This window comes from Leeuwenhoekiella sp. LLG6367-2.1, from assembly GCF_045055775.1.
GTDB lineage: Bacteria > Bacteroidota > Bacteroidia > Flavobacteriales > Flavobacteriaceae > Leeuwenhoekiella > Leeuwenhoekiella aequorea.
In genome coordinates this window covers 2,112,217-2,129,674 of sequence record NZ_CP159331.1, presented here as the reverse complement: position 1 = coordinate 2,129,674, position 17,458 = coordinate 2,112,217, and the positions used below count along the sequence as shown (strand labels likewise).

The 17,458-nt window shown below is 34.8% G+C and carries 19 protein-coding genes; 15 read left to right on the top strand and 4 right to left on the bottom strand.

Annotated features, from left to right (window positions below; translation table 11 throughout):
* Nucleotides 1-20: 20 nt before the first annotated feature.
* The gene (locus tag ABVM53_RS09720; RefSeq protein WP_405325601.1) at nucleotides 21-407 is read right to left on the bottom strand and encodes a hypothetical protein; all 387 of its coding nucleotides are present in this window, start codon (nucleotides 405-407) and stop codon (nucleotides 21-23) included.
* Between the two features lie 112 nt (nucleotides 408-519).
* Here ABVM53_RS09720 and ABVM53_RS09715 point away from each other — a divergent pair, with 112 nt between their 5' ends.
* The 4 genes from ABVM53_RS09715 (at nucleotide 520) to ABVM53_RS09700 (ending at nucleotide 3,681) form a co-directional block, all read left to right on the top strand.
* Entirely contained in the window at nucleotides 520-708 is a 189-nt protein-coding gene (locus ABVM53_RS09715; RefSeq protein ID WP_371454966.1) for a hypothetical protein, read from the top strand.
* Nucleotides 709-788: 80 nt separating this feature from the next.
* Nucleotides 789-1,844 (top strand): GyrI-like domain-containing protein, encoded by a 1,056-nt coding sequence (locus tag ABVM53_RS09710; protein ID WP_405325599.1) that lies wholly within the window; start codon nucleotides 789-791, stop codon nucleotides 1,842-1,844.
* Nucleotides 1,841-2,212: a fluoride efflux transporter CrcB gene (gene crcB, locus ABVM53_RS09705; RefSeq protein WP_405325597.1), complete on the top strand. Its 372-nt coding sequence runs from the start codon at nucleotides 1,841-1,843 to the stop codon at nucleotides 2,210-2,212. Before ABVM53_RS09710 ends, crcB begins: the two co-directional genes overlap by 4 nt.
* A 236-nt stretch (nucleotides 2,213-2,448) precedes the next feature.
* Nucleotides 2,449-3,681 (top strand): MFS transporter, encoded by a 1,233-nt coding sequence (locus ABVM53_RS09700; protein WP_405325595.1) that lies wholly within the window; start codon nucleotides 2,449-2,451, stop codon nucleotides 3,679-3,681.
* Here ABVM53_RS09700 and ABVM53_RS09695 read toward each other — a convergent pair.
* Nucleotides 3,671-5,074: a hypothetical protein gene (locus ABVM53_RS09695; RefSeq protein WP_405325593.1), complete on the bottom strand. Its 1,404-nt coding sequence runs from the start codon at nucleotides 5,072-5,074 to the stop codon at nucleotides 3,671-3,673. The two genes, ABVM53_RS09700 and ABVM53_RS09695, sit on opposite strands and share 11 nt — an antisense overlap.
* A gap of 101 nt (nucleotides 5,075-5,175) precedes the next feature.
* Complete coding sequence (locus tag ABVM53_RS09690) at nucleotides 5,176-5,373, bottom strand: DUF1328 domain-containing protein (protein WP_128756576.1); 198 nt, start codon at nucleotides 5,371-5,373, stop codon at nucleotides 5,176-5,178.
* A gap of 211 nt (nucleotides 5,374-5,584) precedes the next feature.
* Between ABVM53_RS09690 and lipA the strand changes: the two genes are divergently transcribed.
* Genes lipA through ABVM53_RS09675 form a run of 3 tightly spaced genes read left to right on the top strand, consistent with a single transcriptional unit; the run spans nucleotide 5,585 to nucleotide 9,736 of the window.
* Nucleotides 5,585-6,457 carry a lipoyl synthase gene (lipA, locus tag ABVM53_RS09685; RefSeq protein WP_128756575.1) on the top strand — a complete coding sequence of 291 codons (873 nt, stop codon included), beginning with the start codon at nucleotides 5,585-5,587 and terminating at the stop codon, nucleotides 6,455-6,457.
* A 10-nt stretch (nucleotides 6,458-6,467) separates the two neighbouring features.
* A complete protein-coding gene (gene gap / locus ABVM53_RS09680; protein WP_405325590.1) occupies nucleotides 6,468-7,472 on the top strand; it encodes a type I glyceraldehyde-3-phosphate dehydrogenase in 1,005 nt (334 codons plus the stop codon).
* Between the two features lie 56 nt (nucleotides 7,473-7,528).
* Nucleotides 7,529-9,736: a response regulator gene (locus ABVM53_RS09675; RefSeq protein WP_405325588.1), complete on the top strand. Its 2,208-nt coding sequence runs from the start codon at nucleotides 7,529-7,531 to the stop codon at nucleotides 9,734-9,736.
* Here ABVM53_RS09675 and lpxK read toward each other — a convergent pair.
* Complete coding sequence (gene lpxK / locus ABVM53_RS09670; RefSeq protein ID WP_405325586.1) at nucleotides 9,729-10,742, bottom strand: tetraacyldisaccharide 4'-kinase; 1,014 nt, start codon at nucleotides 10,740-10,742, stop codon at nucleotides 9,729-9,731. The genes ABVM53_RS09675 and lpxK overlap by 8 nt on opposite strands.
* Before the next feature lie 77 nt (nucleotides 10,743-10,819).
* On the opposite strand from lpxK, the gene ABVM53_RS09665 reads away from it, so the two are divergent.
* From ABVM53_RS09665 to ABVM53_RS09630, 8 genes are all read left to right on the top strand, one after another.
* On the top strand, nucleotides 10,820-11,914 hold the full coding sequence (locus ABVM53_RS09665; RefSeq protein ID WP_405325584.1) for a Nif3-like dinuclear metal center hexameric protein: 1,095 nt from the start codon (nucleotides 10,820-10,822) through the stop codon (nucleotides 11,912-11,914).
* Nucleotide 11,915: 1 nt separating this feature from the next.
* Nucleotides 11,916-12,695: a zinc ribbon domain-containing protein gene (locus ABVM53_RS09660; RefSeq protein WP_128756571.1), complete on the top strand. Its 780-nt coding sequence runs from the start codon at nucleotides 11,916-11,918 to the stop codon at nucleotides 12,693-12,695.
* 114 nt (nucleotides 12,696-12,809) lie between these two features.
* Nucleotides 12,810-13,490 (top strand): peptide-methionine (S)-S-oxide reductase MsrA, encoded by a 681-nt coding sequence (gene msrA, locus ABVM53_RS09655; protein ID WP_405325581.1) that lies wholly within the window; start codon nucleotides 12,810-12,812, stop codon nucleotides 13,488-13,490.
* Nucleotides 13,490-13,924 carry a DUF4174 domain-containing protein gene (locus ABVM53_RS09650; RefSeq protein ID WP_128756569.1) on the top strand — a complete coding sequence of 145 codons (435 nt, stop codon included), beginning with the start codon at nucleotides 13,490-13,492 and terminating at the stop codon, nucleotides 13,922-13,924. The genes msrA and ABVM53_RS09650 overlap by 1 nt, the downstream gene beginning before the upstream one ends.
* Before the next feature lie 247 nt (nucleotides 13,925-14,171).
* Entirely contained in the window at nucleotides 14,172-15,284 is a 1,113-nt protein-coding gene (locus ABVM53_RS09645) for an alkene reductase (RefSeq protein WP_405325578.1), read from the top strand.
* 96 nt (nucleotides 15,285-15,380) lie between these two features.
* Nucleotides 15,381-16,013 carry a flavin reductase family protein gene (locus ABVM53_RS09640; RefSeq protein WP_405325576.1) on the top strand — a complete coding sequence of 211 codons (633 nt, stop codon included), beginning with the start codon at nucleotides 15,381-15,383 and terminating at the stop codon, nucleotides 16,011-16,013.
* Between the two features lie 5 nt (nucleotides 16,014-16,018).
* Nucleotides 16,019-16,162, top strand: coding sequence for a DUF2256 domain-containing protein (locus tag ABVM53_RS09635; protein WP_405325574.1), 144 nt, complete (start codon nucleotides 16,019-16,021; stop codon nucleotides 16,160-16,162).
* Complete coding sequence (locus ABVM53_RS09630; RefSeq protein ID WP_405325572.1) at nucleotides 16,159-17,457, top strand: DASH family cryptochrome; 1,299 nt, start codon at nucleotides 16,159-16,161, stop codon at nucleotides 17,455-17,457. Before ABVM53_RS09635 ends, ABVM53_RS09630 begins: the two co-directional genes overlap by 4 nt.
* Nucleotide 17,458 lies beyond the last annotated feature (1 nt).

Below are 17,458 nucleotides of genomic sequence, written 5' to 3'. Positions count from 1 at the left end.
TAGAAAACTCATTAATTGGTTTACCTATCCAGTATCTCTTTAATATTAGGTTTAAAATATGCAGGTCCTTTTAATACTTTTCCGTCTTCACGATAAATAGGTTTCCCATCTGCACCTAATTTACTCATATTGCTGCGTTGAATTTCGGTGAAAACTTCTTCAATTTTGTGCTGCATTCCGTGTTCTATAATGGTTCCGCATAAAATGTACAGCATATCTCCCAGTGCATCTGCCACCTCTGTCAAATCATTAGAATTTGCCGCTTCAAGATATTCCTCATTTTCTTCTTTCATAAGGTTATACCGAAGCCTGTTTTTTGCTTCACCTAAATCTGCGATTGGACGATCATTAATACCTAGTCCAAAGGCAGTATGAAATTCGTGAACAGCTGCTAGTCGTTTTTTCATATTATTCTATTTAAAGAGTTAATTTTGACCTGTTCGTGCAAATTACGTATTGAAAAATAAATGTTTAGTAGATGACAAATTTTTCAACGTAGTTCATTTAAAAAACTTTGTAATGTTTAGTACCGGTCAATTAATTTTCGCAGCCCTTTTTTTTATAGCTTTTGTCATATTTGTGTTTATGAGTTATCGTAAAGATAACAAGCTGCATAAAAAAGAATATAAAGGTAGTTTCTGGATTTTAATTGGTTTTATAGGATTTGTAGTCATCCTATTTGCAATTAAGTTATTTCTTAAGGAATAGTCGCAAATAACTAATATGACAACAGTTAAATATTAAATCATATTTAATTGTTAAATTTGAATTCCTAATCGCACCTCTAGATGAAAATATTAAAGTATTTATTTTTTTTACTGCTCATACTTTTTATAGCAGGAGCAATATATTTTGCTACAAAAGATGGCTCTTATGAAGTTGAAGAGTCTCAAATTATTGAAGCTCCCATTTCATTAGTATATAACAAGGTGAATGATTACAAGTCTTGGGAAAACTGGGGACCCTGGAAAAAAGAAGACCCGACAATGGTTTTTAATTATCCTGAAAAAACAAGTGGAAAGGGTGCAAGCTACAGCTGGAACGGTGAAGAAGTTGATGGATCTATGCGAACTACCTCAGCAATAAAAAACCAAAGACTAGAACAAGAAATTACATTTATTACTCCCGCAGGAGAACGTCACGCAAATGTTTATTGGCAGTTTGAAAAGGTTGAGAATGGCACTAAAGTTACATGGGGAATGCGCGGAGAGCACACATTAATGGATAAGGCTTACTTCTCATTTACAAGCTATGATTTTGATGAAGCCATGCGCACCATGTATAAAACCGGTCTTAGCTCTCTAGATAGCAGTGTGCGTGAAGATATGCAGGCTTATTCTATTAAGACAGACGGTATAACGCAATACAGCGGTGGGTTTTATATGTATGTAACTACATCTACAACATTAGATGCAGCCCGCAACAAAATAAAACAAATGATTCCGCAGGTTAATAACTATATGAAAGGTAATAACATTACCGTCTCTGGAAAGCCGCTTTCAATTTTTAATAGTAGAGATTTAAATAATAATAGCGCTATAATATCAAGTGGTTTACCTACAACATCTCAAATTATAGTTGCTGAAGACAGTACTATTTTATGCGGCTTTATGCCTTCATACACCGTAGTTAAAACTACACTTATAGGAGATTACAAAAATTTGAAAGAAGCTTGGTCAAACACTGAAACATATCTAGCAAAGAATAATCTATCTAAGGCTGAAAATAGCTATCCTTTTGAAATTTATGTCGTAGACCCAGAAGACAATCCTAACCCGGCAGAGTGGATAACAGAATTGTATATACCTATAGCCGTTGAGGAACAAACTTCTGAAGCCCAATGAAGCAATTACTACTAGTATTTATAGGAGGTGGCGCAGGAAGCTCGCTTCGATATTTACTAGCAAAATGGCTTAATCCTTCAACTGATGGTTTTCCGTACGGGACACTGACTACAAATATTATCGGAAGTTTATTAATAGGATTTATCTTAGGCTGGGCTCTAAAGACTAATTCTCTTTCTGCTAATTCTACTTTGATTCTAGCAACAGGTTTTTGTGGTGGTTTCACAACTTTCTCTGCATTTGCATATGAAAATCATCTATTCTTAAAGAATGGCGATTTTTTCAATTTTATAATTTATACCCTGTTAAGTTTGATTTTGGGATTTTCCGCAGTATTTATAGGCATTTGGTTCTCTAAGATTTATTGAAATAAAATTCATAATTATTTAATTCCCTAAATAAAATTTTAAAACATTTACCTTAGTTTTAAGCAATTAAAATCAGCATACAGATTCCACATACTATGATAAATAATAGTTCAAAATATCAAGCTACTTATAAGGTCTCAAAGCCTCTGCCTGATAGTTTGTGTTAACCATTATAGATTTTATAAAACACAAAAGTCTGGCATTAGAACGTCAGACTTTTTTTATGATTTAAAATTATGTTTCAGTTTTTGAATTCTTACTTCAATAGTTTCAAGGGCCTTTCTAGAGAGGTGTGGTGGCTAGCGCTAATAACATTGGTGAATCGTGCTGGAGCCATGGTTATTCCTTTTCTATCACTTTATCTTAGAGATGATTTAAATTTTAGTCTTGGTGATGTAGGATGGGTTATGACTTGTTTTGGGTTTGGATCTTTAGCCGGATCCTGGTTGGGAGGCATTTTGTCAGACAAAATAGGGTTCTATAAAACTATACTCATTAGCCTAATAGGAACAGGCTTAGGTTTTTTCGGTCTTCAATTTATAACCAGTTTCTGGGCAATTTGTATTGGTTTTTTTATGTTAATTGCAATTGCAGACCTGTCTAGACCTGCATTTTTTGTAGCATTAAGCGCTTATAGTAAACCGGAAAATAAAACGCGTTCTTTGACTCTTATTCGGCTTGCCATAAATCTTGGATTTTCGGCAGGACCTGCAATTGGCGGACTCATAATTGCCGGCATAGGATATTATGGCCTTTTTTGGGTAGATGGAATTTCTTGTATTTCGGCAGGTTTTTTATTAATTAATACCTTAAATCCCAAAAAAGCAAAAGTTACAGATACAGAGATCTTAATAGACAATCCGTTATCTCCCTATAAAGATAAAATCTATCTTATTTTTCTAGTGGCCCTGGCTCTTTTTGGTGTTGTTTTCGTTCAATATTTCTCTACAGTTCCATTATATTATAAAGAAATCCGGGATCTTTCTGAGCTACAAATAGGACTACTTCTAGGCTTAAACGGGCTTATTATATTCTTGTTTGAAATGCCACTTATAGCCTTTGCAGAGCGCAAAGGATGGTCACAAATATCAAGTGTTATAGGAGGATTAATTCTTACAGGGATAAGTTTTATATTTTTCTTCACTACTCAGTATACTAGTTTTCTTATTGTAGGTATGGTAGTAGCCACATTGGGAGAGATGATAGCTTTTCCTTTTGGCAATGCGCTTGCGTTAAGAAGAGCTAAATTAGGTAGACAAGGTGCTTATATGGGACTTTACAGCATGTCGTTCTCTTTATCTCACATTTTTGGGCACAATACAGGTATGCAACTTGTAAACACGTTTAGTTACGATATTACTTGGATTTTTATGATGGGAGTAACTCTTATTGCTCTTCTACTTTTATTTTACGTGAAAAAATTTCTAAAAAAAGAAGACGATCTTCTTACCGAAGTTTCTAAAACTTAGATTTCCCAAGGTAATTAGCTATAATTTGATTGTAAGTAGGCTTAATCTTAAGGGTTGTCGTTTCTGGAATAGCATACAAAGATTCATAGTCGGTAAATCCTTGCTTTAGCAACTCTTCCAGATAGAAATAGGCGGTATTATCATCGTCATCTTGAGCAGATAAACTAATAATATTTAAATAAGCTTGATAATCTCTAGCATCTAACATCGTGGCTAAAACATTCCCAAAAATACGCTGAGGAATTAACCCTACTTTATTTAGTGTTAGAAAATCTTCGATAGTATAAGAGATATAACCCAGCATTCTATGAGCTACTTTTTGCTCGTTTGCCATTGTAGCATTGTCAGCAGAATTTTTAAAATTACTAATTCGGCTATCCCAATATCCAAGATTTTCAAAATTAGCTAGCGTGATATCTTCATCAAGAAAGTATTGAATATCCTCTAAAAGAAGTAGTTCCTGCAAATTTCCTGATCTGTTTGCACGCTTAGCCGTTTTGTATGCATCAGTCCTCCGAAGATCTTTATAAAAATCTTTTAACTTATCTAATGATACATTGCCCCTATAATCGCTTTTTAAATCTTGACTCAGGTCATAAGCGGTAAGATATTCCCCTTTTAATACAAGCTTGTCGAGTGCTTCAAGGTCTGAATTATAATTGCGCTGCCATATGCTATCTGCCACTTGCAAGTTAAACCTATCTGTCTGGAAGTGATTTAATCTATTAATAAGAATACCTAAGAAATTTGCGCTAGGCCAGGCTCCTGTATCTGAATATGTATATAGTTCATTGTAATTATTTAAACTTTTCATCATATTAAAATGATTTGCCATCTGATAATAACTAGGTGATGAATCTCCTACGACACCTATAACTGCATTACCACTAGCTTGCTCAATGTATTGCTCTGCAAAATAAATATCATCTATTACTAAAATTCCCGCAGTATTTTTTAAAACATACGATAATGCACTTGCAGTCTTAGCGCCAGAACCTAAACCTGTTATATAAACTTGTCCAGATTCTAATGCCACTTTTGCAAACACGTCGCGCATCATCGTTACAGCCTGCTGTGCATTTGTATCCAGACTATCCAGATTTTTACTCAATTTAAAATTATTAGAAACTACTACATACTCTTCCCCAGCAATTGCCGACACAAAGAGACGGGCTGCTCGCATACCATCTCCATTAGGATCGAGAACAAATAAAACTTTGGAAGCAGTCGCCTTAGTATAATTAGGCGGTAAATAAATTGAATAAGCAAGATTTAAGCTATCTGAGACCACTTCAATTTCTGTCACCATTCCCTTTAGCAAGGTTTGCTGTTGTGCAAAAGAATATTGAGTAGTGCTTAATAGGATTATAAATAGGAAGTAAAATATACGCATTTGATTTTTAGATTATCATCAACAATAATTATGCTACAATTTAAAATAAAAAAACTGCCTTGACAGGCAGTTTTGTATTTAGGAATGAAAGTATTGTTATTCTATGATTCTACCCGTTGGGTAACTTGATCTTGATTCTTTTTAAATAAAAATTTAGCAAATAAAGAAACAACAAATAAATCTGCAGATATTAGAAATAATACGCGTGCTGCTTCTGTTGCCCATAGATTAAAACCCCCAAAACCGTATACTCCTGTTATAAGTGCAATAATCAAAAAAGGAAGTGTAAATCGTTTCATATGAGTGTTTTTAAGTTTAATATCCGTTGTAAAAATATCGCGATTCTCCTATTTTCAATCACAATAAATTACTAATTACTATAAATTTAACGATCTGGTTATACTTTGTTAAAACTGCTTAATATCAAATTATAAGGGCATTACCTAAAGGTTTAGAATACGTACGTAATTACGCTACAGTTTGTATCTTTACATCAGCAAAAAACAAGGCATGAATACTGAAACTATTGCATCACCTGTACGAACTCCAAAGCCAAAATGGTTAAGAGTTAAATTACCTACAGGTAAGAAGTATACTGAGTTAAGATCATTAGTAGACAAATATGATTTGCATACTATTTGTACATCAGGAAGTTGCCCTAATATGGGAGAATGTTGGAGTGAAGGTACTGCTACATTTATGATATTAGGTAATGTTTGTACGCGATCTTGTGGCTTTTGTGGTGTAAAAACAGGTAGACCAGACACTTTAGATTGGGAAGAACCAGAGAAAGTTGCCCGATCTATAAAATTAATGGCTATCAAACATGCCGTTATCACATCTGTAGATCGTGATGATTTAAAAGATATGGGATCAATAATGTGGGCCGAAACTGTAAAGGCTATACGCAGAATGAATCCCAATACAACTTTAGAAACACTTATTCCAGATTTTCAAGGAAATGAAAGAAACATCGATAGAATTATTGAAGTTTCTCCAGAGGTAGTGTCTCACAATATGGAAACTGTAAAACGTCTTACTCGAGAAGTACGTATTCAAGCTCAATATGAGAGAAGTCTGGGTGTTTTAAAATATTTAAAAGATAATGGTATTAGACGCACAAAGTCTGGTATTATGCTGGGTCTTGGAGAAACCGAAGATGAGGTTTTACAAGTTATGCGTGATTTAAGAAGCGCTAACGTAGATATTGTTACAATAGGGCAATACTTACAGCCTTCAAAAAAACATCTTCCGGTAAAGCAGTTTATCACACCAGACCAATTTAAAAAATATGAAGTTTTAGGTCTAGAAATGGGCTTTAGACATGTAGAAAGTGGTGCATTAGTACGATCTTCTTATAAAGCTCAAAAACATCTTCTATAGCTAATTTTCAATGTCTAAAATTAAAATAGGAATAAACGGGTTTGGTCGCATTGGCCGCAGACTTTTTAGGTTATTATATGACAATCCATCAATAGAAATTGTTGCTATAAATGACCGTGCAGATGGTAATACGCTTGCACACTTACTCAAATATGATAGTATTCACGGAATTTTTGACAAGGATATTAGCTTCTCAAATGGCTGCTTACTAGTTAACGATCGTGAAATAAATTTATATCAGTTTTCAGAACCTGAGCATATTCCGTGGTTCACACATTCTCTAGACCTTGTTGTAGAAAGTACCGGTAAGTTTAAAACCTATGACCTTCTTGAAAAACATCTGGAGGCCGGTGCACCTAAAGTTATATTGAGTGTACCTGCTACAGATGAGCGTATTAAAACAATTGTTTTAGGCGTAAATGACGAATTGATCACCGGCGACGAACTCATCATTTCTAATGCAAGCTGCACTACAAATAACGCAGCCCCGATGATAAAAGTTGTAAACGATCTTTGTGGTGTGAAGCAAGCCTACATCACCACGGTACATTCTTACACCACAGATCAAAGTTTACACGACCAGCCTCACCCAGATCTAAGAAGAGCCAGAGCTGCAGGACAATCGATAGTTCCTACAACAACCGGAGCCGCAAAAGCATTAACAAAAATATTTCCGAAGTTATCTAATGCTATTGGTGGCTGCGGAATACGCGTACCCGTACCTAACGGTTCGTTAACAGATGTCACACTCAATGTGGAACGCGACACTACAATAGAAGAAATAAATGAAGCATTCAAAACTGCTTCAGAAACCTATTTAAACGGAATTCTTGAATACACAACAGTTCCGCTAGTTTCTATAGATATCGTAGGGAATACCAATTCGTGCATATTAGATGCTCAAATGACATCCGTAATTGGTGACCTCGTAAAATTAATAGGTTGGTACGACAATGAAACGGGCTACTCTGCACGAATTATAGATTTAATCCTAAAAATCTCACGAAAATCATAAAAGATCGTTTCTAATTTTGGCAAAGTGTCTATATTAGTAGCTCAATGAAGAAAATAATGCTTTTCGACAAAAAACTACTTCTCGTTTTTCTGTTGTTTTCAGCGGTTTGTTTGGGTCAACGACCTAACAATAATGAAAATGAACGCAACATTAAAATAGACTCTTTAATTATTAACGCAGTTAAATTAATAGCGTCTTCTAATTTTACAGAATCTGTAAAGAAACTCGAAGAAGCAAGATACCTTGCGCAGAAAATAGATAATAAAAGCCGGGTTGCAACTGCGAGTCAATTACTGAGTAACGTCTATTTAAAACAAGGCGAATTTGATAAAGCTAATGTCGAAATCAGGGATGCAATTATCACCCATCAGGAGCTTAAAGAAACAGATCAACTGGGAAAAGATTATTTGTATTATGCTCAAATTTTAATTAAAACTCAAGAGTCACAGCGGGCATTACCTTTTCTTCAGCAAGCTGAAACTATTCTAAAAGGATCACGGGATCCCGGCGTGGCAGATGATCTAGCGTCTGCATATCTCTACCACGGGAATATTCTTCAGGAATCAAAAAAAACTGATGAAGCGCTTCCCAAATATGAAAATGCACTCTCCTTATTGCAAAATCAGAAGAAGAAAAATTACTATGTAATTGCTCGTATTTACATACAAGCTTCCAGAGCATATGAAAGTCTTACAAATAGAGACAAGAGTCTTGATTATGCTTCTAAGGCTCACGAGATAAGCATAAACAACAATTTTCCGCAAATTGAATTAGATGCTTTAGCTCTTTTAGGAACGATTTACAGCAATTCAAAAGATTACGAGCAGGCCTTCGCCTATCTTGATACCTACAATCAAAAAAGACAAACTTATTTTGGTGATAACGGCTCCAATACAAAAGCGCTCACCATAAAAAATGCTTTGTTATCTGAAATAGATCCTGCAGATTACAATCCCGCTCGATTAGTGCAGGCTAATAAAATTACCACGGTATTAATTATAGCATTATTCACCATATTGTGTCTTCTAGCACTTTCACTTTATAAGAATAATAATCTGCGTGCAAAAGCAAACGAATTGCTTCAGGCCAAAAATGCGGAACTTATAATTGCTAAAGAAAATGCAGAAAAAGCATCTGTAGTAAAGGCTCAGTTTCTATCAACAATTACTCACGAATTGCGTACTCCTATGTATGCAGTCACCGGCCTTACGCATTTATTGCTAAGTGAAAATCCTACAGATGAGCAAAAGAAACATTTAGACTCTCTAAAGTTCTCTGGAGAATATCTTCTCTCACTCATTAATAACATACTTGATCTTAACAAACTTGAAGCAGATAAGGTAGAGGTTGAGAAAGCTACTTTTAATTTACGCAAACGAGTGGATGATGTTCTTTTTGCACTAGAACGTTCTGCACAAGAGAAAGGAAATAAACTTATATTAGAATACGACAAAGAAATACCTGAACAAATTGTGGGAGACCCTTTAATGATGTCTCAGATTCTAATCAATTTAATTGGTAACGGAAATAAGTTTACGCGCGACGGCTCTATTTTTATACGCATTCAGCAACTAAGTAAAAATGAAACGCAAACGTTTTTACACTTTGAGATTGAAGATACCGGTGAAGGTATAAGTAAGAAAAAACAAAAAGATATTTTTCAGAATTTCACTCAGGGATCGGTTCAAATTAATAGAAAATTTGGTGGTACCGGCTTAGGATTGTCTATTGTTAAGCGCCTGCTCAATCTTCAAAAAAGTAAAATTGAATTAGAGAGCACACTGGGTAAAGGATCAAAATTTTTCTTCGATATAAAATATGCACTTCCATTGAGCAAAGACAAAGAACCTGAAGAGCGTGTTTATGAGATAGATTACGAATCTTTAAAAGGAAGAAAATTACTCGTAGTTGAGGACAACAAAATCAATCAAATGATCACCCGTAAGATTTTAGAAAAAAATTCTATGGAGTGTGATGTTGCAGACAATGGTGAGATTGCAATTGAAAAGGTGCGTTTTGAAAATTATGACCTGGTCCTTATGGATATTCATATGCCTGGAATAAGCGGAATAGAAGCAACACAGAAAATTAGAGAGTTTAATAAAGACCTTCCTATTCTTGCGTTAACCGCTGTTACTATAGATGAAAATATTGATGATTTTTATCTTGCCGGTTTTAATGATATTATACCTAAACCCTATAAAATTGAAGAATTCTTCTTTAAGATTCACAATGCGTTAAAACGCAAAAATGTCATTATCTAGAAGTAGAGTCGATATAATTTAAGATCATTTCATTAAAATTTTCAGCATCGTCCAAGAATTTAAAAACTATTGGAATATAGTAGAGTTTTGATTTTTTTAATTTTCCGTCTAGTCTAACAAAATCTTTTTCGGTAGTAATAATAATTTCAGAATCGTCTAACTTGTTAAGTTCGTCTTCAGTAAAATTATGATGATCTGAAAATTTGAGATGATTAAAATCTATTTTTTTACTTTCTAAGTAATTTAGAAATGGCTTTGGTTTAGCGATACCCGTTACTACAGTTATCTTTTTATTTAAGAAAGCTTCCCAATCATGAGAACCCCTAATGGACTGTATTTCGCTATATGCAATGGCTGTAAAATAAACAGGTGCGCTGCTGTATCTAGAGATTTTAGCACGTATTTTATGCTGGTTTTCTTCGGAAAGGTTATCAGGACATTTAGTAACTACAATACAATCTGCCCGGTCTGCACCCGCACGCTTTTCTCTTAAATTGCCTGCGGGAAGCACAAGATCTTTATAAAACAAATCGTCATAAGCAGTAAGCAAAATCAAAAGTCCTGGTGAAACTTTACGATGCTGATAAACATCATCTAAAACAACTACATCAGGACAAATAGATTTCTCACGTAATTTTGAAATACCTTCTACTCTATTTTCACAGACAGCAACCTGAACATCTTTAAACTTACGTGCAAATTGCAACGGCTCATCACCCACTTCTGATGCTGTAGAATTTTGACTAACATCGAGATAACCAGTAGTTTTTCTACCATATCCTCTACTTAATGTTCCAACTGTATACGAATCGTTAAGAAGAGAAATAACGTATTCGGTCATAGGAGATTTACCAGTACCTCCCGTAGAGAGGTTGCCTATACCGATAACCGGAAAATCATAAACCCTAGAATTAAATACTTCTTTATCAAACAAGAAATTACGCAGTTGCGTTACTCCATCGTAAGCAACCGCAATTGGCCATAGTATTTTACGTGCGTTCTTCACAGGCTCGAAGTTATAATTTTTATATTTACGCACCACGAGATGATTATTGAGTGGGAAATATATAAGCTAATTACACTATGAAAGTTAAAGAAATTATTAATGCTCTAGAGGAATTTGCCCCTTTGGCAAATGCAGAAGATTTTGATAACGTAGGCCTTCTCGTAGGTGATATTAATACCGAGGTTACTGGAATTCTAGTAACATTAGACACCCTAGAAAAAACCATTGATAATGCTATTGCGCAGCATTGTAATCTGGTGGTAAGTTTTCATCCTATACTATTTAGCGGTCTCAAAAAAATAACCGGAAAAAATTATGTCGAACGTGTTGTATTAAAAGCTATTAAAAATGATATAGCTATTTATGCTATTCATACAGCATTAGACAATGTGCCTCATGGTGTAAGTAAAGGAATGTGTGACGCTTTGGGTTTAACAAACCGAAAAGTACTGATTCCTAAAAAAGGAAAAATTAAAAAGCTGACTACGTACGTTCCTGAAGATATTTACGAAAAGGTGAGAACAGCACTTTTTGAAGCTGGAGCCGGAAGTATTGGCAACTATGAATCGTGTAGTTTTAGCACATACGGCGAAGGAACTTTTTTAGGTAAACCAGAAAGTAATCCTACAAAAGGAGAACGTGGCAAACTACAAGTAGAAAAAGAATTACAATTAAATGTAACTTTTGAAGCGCACCTAGAAAAAGCAATTCTTAATACCTTATTTGAATCGCATTCTTATGAAGAAGTAGCTTATGAGATTACCACGCTCGATAATAGCAATCAACAAATAGGAATGGGCATGCTGGGAGAATTACCAGAAGCACTAGATACCCCATCATTTTTAAAATTTGTGGCTCACAGCTTTCAGGCTAAGGGAGTTCGTCACTCTGTTGAGTTAGAAAAACCGATTAAAAAAGTCGCTGTTTTAGGAGGTAGCGGTAGTTTTGCCATAGAGGCCGCAATTCACTCAGGAGCAGATGCTTTTATAACAGCAGACTTAAAATATCATCAGTTTTATCAAGCTGAAAATAAACTTATACTTGTAGATATTGGGCACTATGAGAGTGAGCAATTCACAAAAAATATTCTTACTGACTTTCTTACGAAAAAATTTACTAATTTTGCAGTCGTTTTAGAAGACGAAAACACCAATCCTATTAAGTATTTATAATATGGCAAAAAAGACCGAAGCTACCGTTGAAGAGAAACTCAGAGCATTATATGATTTGCAGCTGATACATTCTCGTGTTGATACCATTCGCAATGTGCGAGGTGAGCTTCCTTTAGAAGTAGAAGATCTTGAAGATGAAGTTGCAGGATTAAATACCCGACTTGAAAAATTAGGAGGTGAACTTGGCTTAATTGATGATCAGATAAAAGCTAAGAAAATTCTTATTGAAGAGTCAAAAGCTTCAATTAAGAAATATACTGAGCAGCAAAAGAATGTACGTAATAACAGAGAGTACAATTCTTTGAGTAAAGAAATTGAATTTCAAGAATTAGAAATTCAGCTTGCTGAAAAAAATATCAGAGAATACCGTGCTCAAATTGAGCAAAAAAATTCTGTGATTGATCAAACTAAAGAGCGCGTTGGAGAACGTCAAAAGCACTTGAAGCATAAAAAACAAGAGCTTGATGCTATTTTAGGTGAAACTGAAAAAGAAGAACAAGCACTTTTAGAGCAAAGCCAGGCTTTTGAAAACTCTATAGATGAGCGTCTTGTTAAAGCTTACAACCGCATACGTTCTAACGTACGTAACGGTCTTGCTGTCGTAGCAATCGAGCGTGGAGCATCAGGAGGATCATTTTTTACAATTCCACCTCAGGTTCAGGTAGAAATTGCAGGTCGCAAAAAGATCATCACCGATGAGCATAGTGGTAGAATTCTTGTTGATGAAGAATTAGCCCGTGAAGAACAACAGAAAATGCAAGAAGTCTTTGCAAAATTGTAAGACTCTCACATAACTATTAAAAAAAGCTCCGTAAATACGGAGCTTTTTTTTTTGCCTTATCTTATAGTTTAACAAGCTGTTAGCAGCGACACCTATAAGATTCTCCTACATTTAATGAAAATTCACACGATGCGCGCTTTCTTAATTACATTCGCTCTATTCTTCATGAGTTTATCGTGTACAAATTCTGGCAATACAGAAAATGACCTTGCGATGATGCAAAAGCTTCCTTTTCAAACCGAAACCAAAAACGGATTAGCAAGAGCCTATTTTGCAAGTGGTTGTTTCTGGTGTGTAGAGGCTATATTTGAGAGTGTTGCAGGTGTCGAGGAAGTCATTAGCGGTTATAGCGGTGGTATAGAAGAAAATCCTAGTTATGAAGCCGTAAGTTATGGGAAGACTAACCATGCAGAAGCTGTAGAAGTACTTTACAACCCCCAAATTATATCATTCCAAACATTAGTTTCTGTATTTTTTGCGTCGCACGACCCTACCACACGCAATCGCCAAGGGCCTGATACCGGAAGACAGTACCGGTCTATTGCATTTTATCAAAATGAAAATGAAAGAGAGATCATAGATCGAACTATAAAAGATTTAAATGAGAAGCATTACGACGGCAAAATAACCACGCAAGTATTTCCTTTTCAAAAATTTTGGAAAGCAGAAGATTATCATCAAGATTATGAATCCAAGCATCCTAGAAATCCATATATTCTAGGAGTTTCATTGCCTAGACTGAAAAAATTTAAAGAAAATTATCCCGAAGTATTAAAAGATAAAAAATTACACTAATGATACAAAAAACCGTACTCCCACTATTTTTATTCGCTTTAACAGCTTCAGCTCAAGAGGATTTTTCAAAATTTAAATCTCGCAATAGAATTTTAGTCTTTTCAACAACGAGTCTTCAAAATGAAAATTTCACAGCGCAATGGGATCAATTTAAATCAGCTTCAAAGAAATTAGACGATCGTAACATTATAATTTTCGCACTCTCTAAAGGCAGAATTTATGACAAAGATCTCAAAGTTGTTTCCTCCTATCATATCGCTCCACTACGTAAAAAGTATAAAATTCCGCTAGGTTATGAAGGAATTACCTTAATAGGAAAAGATGGCGGTGTGAAGCTACAAAAACAGTATGCTATTGAACCACGCTTAATTTTTGAAGTTATTGATCAAATGCCTATGCGCCAACGCGAAATGCGTCAAAATATTGATGATTAATTTTCCAAATTTTATGGGATTCGTAGTCCACCTATTACAAAAGGAATTATCATTTAAAATCTTTCATAAACTACCCTCAATTCTCTAGAGCTTAACAATACTATAGGACACGTGAATCTTCTTTTATCATACGTTTAACAGAAGACTTAGTCAGGGTACAGTACTTTCATTGACTAAGTTAATAACATAGGTCAACCGCAATATGCTTGTTAATCTATAATTTTAAAAAAATTGAAAAAGAAAATTTATGAAAACTAATCAACCTTTATTAGAGTCGTTTGCACTAGGAGATATCACGTTAAAAAATAGGGTCATAATGGCTCCTATGACACGAAGCCGTGCAGAGAATGCAGGTAATGTGCCTACAGATTTGCATGTAGAATATTACACTCAAAGAGCGGGTGCCGGTTTAATTATCACAGAAGGCTCGCAAGTTTCAGCACGCGCTGTAGGTTATATACATACTGCAGGAATTCATACTCAAGAACAAGTTGATGGATGGAAAAAAGTTGTAGATGCTGTACACGCAAAAGATGGTAAAATATTTATACAGTTATGGCATGTAGGACGCATATCGCATCCCGATTTTCATAACGGAAACAAACCAATCGCTCCCAGTGCTGTAAATCCTAATTCTAAGGCTTTTACTTCTGAAGGTTTTAAAGATACTGTCACTCCAAAAGAAATGACACTTGAAGAAATTAAAGAAACCCAGCAAGAGTTTGTTGATGCTGCAAAAAATGCTCTAGAAGCAGGTTTTGATGGTATTGAAATCCATAGTTCTAATGGCTACTTATTTCATCAGTTTTTTAATACAAATTCAAATGTACGTACAGATAATTACGGCGGAAGTATTGAAAACAGAGCACGTTTCTTCTTTGAAACTTTAGATAAGGTTAAAGAAGTTTGTCCAGAAAATAAAATTGGGGTTCGTTTAAACCCATCTCTAAATGGGATTTTCGGTATAAATGCAACCGAAGATACAATCCCTACATTCGATCATATTATCGAACGCTTGAATAATTATGATTTAGCGTACTTACATTTATCTGAGCCTTTTAATGACGTAAGTGAGATCGAATATTTAGAAACTGAAATCGCTAAACGCTACAGACCCATCTATAAGGGTAATCTTATGATTAATGCAAATTTTGATCAGAAAAAAGGAAATGCAGTTATTAAAGAAGGTAATGCAGATTTAGTTGCTTTCGGAAAATTATACATTTCTAATCCGGATCTTGCTGAACGTTTTGCAATTAATGCACCGATGGCAGAGTGGGATGATGACACCTTTTATACACAAGGAGAAAAGGGATATATTGACTATCCTACGTACGCTGAAGAAACTCAAGATGCGTAATCTGTAATCTAAATGTTTTGTTATTTCGTTTAATGTTAACAACATAATCATTAAACAAAATATAATTTTAGGGTAAGTTTTACTTACCCTTTTTTTATGAAACATTTTACAGCAGAGCAAATAGAAGAGATGCCTTCAAGATATAGAGCGCATTTTATTAATAGTGTTACAGGTTTTAAATCGGCAAACTTACTTGGCACTATATCAGAAGATAATATTACAAACGTTGCGATATTTAGTTCGGTAACACATCTTGGAAGCAACCCTGCACTTCTTGGCTTTGTACTGCGACCTACTACAGTAGAACGCAACACCTACGACAACATAAAAAAATCTGGAATATTTACAGTTAATCATGTAAATCAAAACTTTATTAAGGAAGCACATCAAACCTCAGCAAAATACGCGGGTACGGTTTCAGAATTTAGAGAAACGTTACTTGAAGAAGAATATCTTGATGATTTTAAGGCTCCTTATGTAAAGCAAAGTCGCATTAAATTAGGCTGTGCATTTGAGAATGAATACTTCATAAAAGAAAATCACTGCATTTTTGTAATAGGAAAAGTGCAACATATTTATGTTGATAAAGAAATTCAAGATGAGGATGGGTGGTTAAATCTAGAACGCGCTCAAACTGTTTGTATAGACGGACTGGATGGTTATGCTTTACCTCAAATTTTAAATAGATTTTCGTATGCTAAACCCGGAGAATCTATTAAAACCCTTTAAACTCCTTGGCGCATAAAAAAGAGAACCTTCCGGAGAAAATTTGCTTAACCTGTGATAAACCATTTAGCTGGCGTAAAAAATGGAAAACTTCTTGGGATGATGTGAAATATTGTAGTGAGCGCTGTAGACGTACAAAAAAGAAGCTATGAATTTAGTCTGGTTTAGGAATGATCTGAGAACACGGGACAACTCAAATTTAATAGATGCCTCAGAAGCTGGCGAACCCATTCTGGCAGTATACTTTTTTGATCCACGACACTATCAGTTTGATAAATTTGGTTTTAAAAAGACTGAAAAATACAGAGCTCAATTCTTGCTAGAAACTGTTACAGATTTAAAGGAAAATCTAAATAATTTAAACATATCGTTGCTCGTATATTTTGGTAAACCTGAAGATATACTACCCGAATTAATAGAGAAGTATGACATAAAGAATATTTATCTTCAAAAAGAATGGACGTCTGAAGAAGCTGCTGTTTTATTAAATGTTCAACAAAATATTCCACAAGACATTAAATTTCTTGAGAAATACGATCAGTTCTTGTGGCATCCAGATGATATACCTTACGATCAATTTTCTCAAATCCCCAAGGTCTTTACTTATTTCAGAAAAACTTGTGAAGAGCATACAAGTGTAAGAACTGCAAAAAATCTTCCTAAAAAATTACCTCAAGAAAATCGTATAAATAATACTACACAAGTACCAACCTTACAGTCTTTAGGTCTAGAGCAATTTAAAAGAGATTCACGTTCTGCATATCCATTTAAAGGTGGAGAAAAACAAGCTATAGAACGAATTCAATCCTATTTTTTTAAGTCTAAGAGTTTAAAAAGCTATAAAGAAACCCGTAATGGTCTCGTAGGATCTGCTTATAGTTCAAAGCTATCTGCGTGGCTCGCAAATGGCAGTATTTCACCACGTACTATTTACTGGCAAGTAAAGAAGTTTGAAGAAGAATACATTAAAAATGACAGTACCTACTGGTTAATTTTTGAATTAATATGGCGGGATTTCTTTAAATATATATCGCTTAAACATGGAGATTCAATCTTTAAGATAAATGGAATCTCTACTGCAACATATGAATGGAAATCAAATGATTCCGTAAGAAAAGAATGGATTGATGGTGCTACAAAATATGCATTTGTAAATGCAAATATGATCGAACTTGCAAAAACAGGATGGATGAGCAATCGCGGTAGACAAAATGTAGCAAGCTTCTGGTCAAAAGAAAACCAACAAGACTGGCGCATAGGAGCAGCTTATTTTGAAAGTATGCTCATCGATTATGATGTACATAGCAATTTTGGAAACTGGATGTACGCTAGTGGCGTCGGCAACGATCCTAGAGATCGTATCTTTAATATAGAGAAGCAAGCAGAACGCTATGATGCATCAGGCAAGTTTACGCGTTTGTGGCTTCAGAACAATCTGTTTGATTAAA

Coding starts and splice junctions, on each gene's coding strand:
- ABVM53_RS09720 (WP_405325601.1), bottom strand. CDS start 407: ATGAAAAAACGACTAGCAGCTGTTCACGAATTTCATACTGCCTTTGGA.
- ABVM53_RS09715 (WP_371454966.1), top strand. CDS start 520: ATGTTTAGTACCGGTCAATTAATTTTCGCAGCCCTTTTTTTTATAGCT.
- ABVM53_RS09710 (WP_405325599.1), top strand. CDS start 789: ATGAAAATATTAAAGTATTTATTTTTTTTACTGCTCATACTTTTTATA.
- crcB (WP_405325597.1), top strand. CDS start 1,841: ATGAAGCAATTACTACTAGTATTTATAGGAGGTGGCGCAGGAAGCTCG.
- ABVM53_RS09700 (WP_405325595.1), top strand. CDS start 2,449: ATGTTTCAGTTTTTGAATTCTTACTTCAATAGTTTCAAGGGCCTTTCT.
- ABVM53_RS09695 (WP_405325593.1), bottom strand. CDS start 5,074: ATGCGTATATTTTACTTCCTATTTATAATCCTATTAAGCACTACTCAA.
- ABVM53_RS09690 (WP_128756576.1), bottom strand. CDS start 5,373: ATGAAACGATTTACACTTCCTTTTTTGATTATTGCACTTATAACAGGA.
- lipA (WP_128756575.1), top strand. CDS start 5,585: ATGAATACTGAAACTATTGCATCACCTGTACGAACTCCAAAGCCAAAA.
- gap (WP_405325590.1), top strand. CDS start 6,468: ATGTCTAAAATTAAAATAGGAATAAACGGGTTTGGTCGCATTGGCCGC.
- ABVM53_RS09675 (WP_405325588.1), top strand. CDS start 7,529: ATGCTTTTCGACAAAAAACTACTTCTCGTTTTTCTGTTGTTTTCAGCG.
- ABVM53_RS09665 (WP_405325584.1), top strand. CDS start 10,820: ATGAAAGTTAAAGAAATTATTAATGCTCTAGAGGAATTTGCCCCTTTG.
- ABVM53_RS09660 (WP_128756571.1), top strand. CDS start 11,916: ATGGCAAAAAAGACCGAAGCTACCGTTGAAGAGAAACTCAGAGCATTA.
- msrA (WP_405325581.1), top strand. CDS start 12,810: ATGAAAATTCACACGATGCGCGCTTTCTTAATTACATTCGCTCTATTC.
- ABVM53_RS09650 (WP_128756569.1), top strand. CDS start 13,490: ATGATACAAAAAACCGTACTCCCACTATTTTTATTCGCTTTAACAGCT.
- ABVM53_RS09645 (WP_405325578.1), top strand. CDS start 14,172: ATGAAAACTAATCAACCTTTATTAGAGTCGTTTGCACTAGGAGATATC.
- ABVM53_RS09640 (WP_405325576.1), top strand. CDS start 15,381: ATGAAACATTTTACAGCAGAGCAAATAGAAGAGATGCCTTCAAGATAT.
- ABVM53_RS09630 (WP_405325572.1), top strand. CDS start 16,159: ATGAATTTAGTCTGGTTTAGGAATGATCTGAGAACACGGGACAACTCA.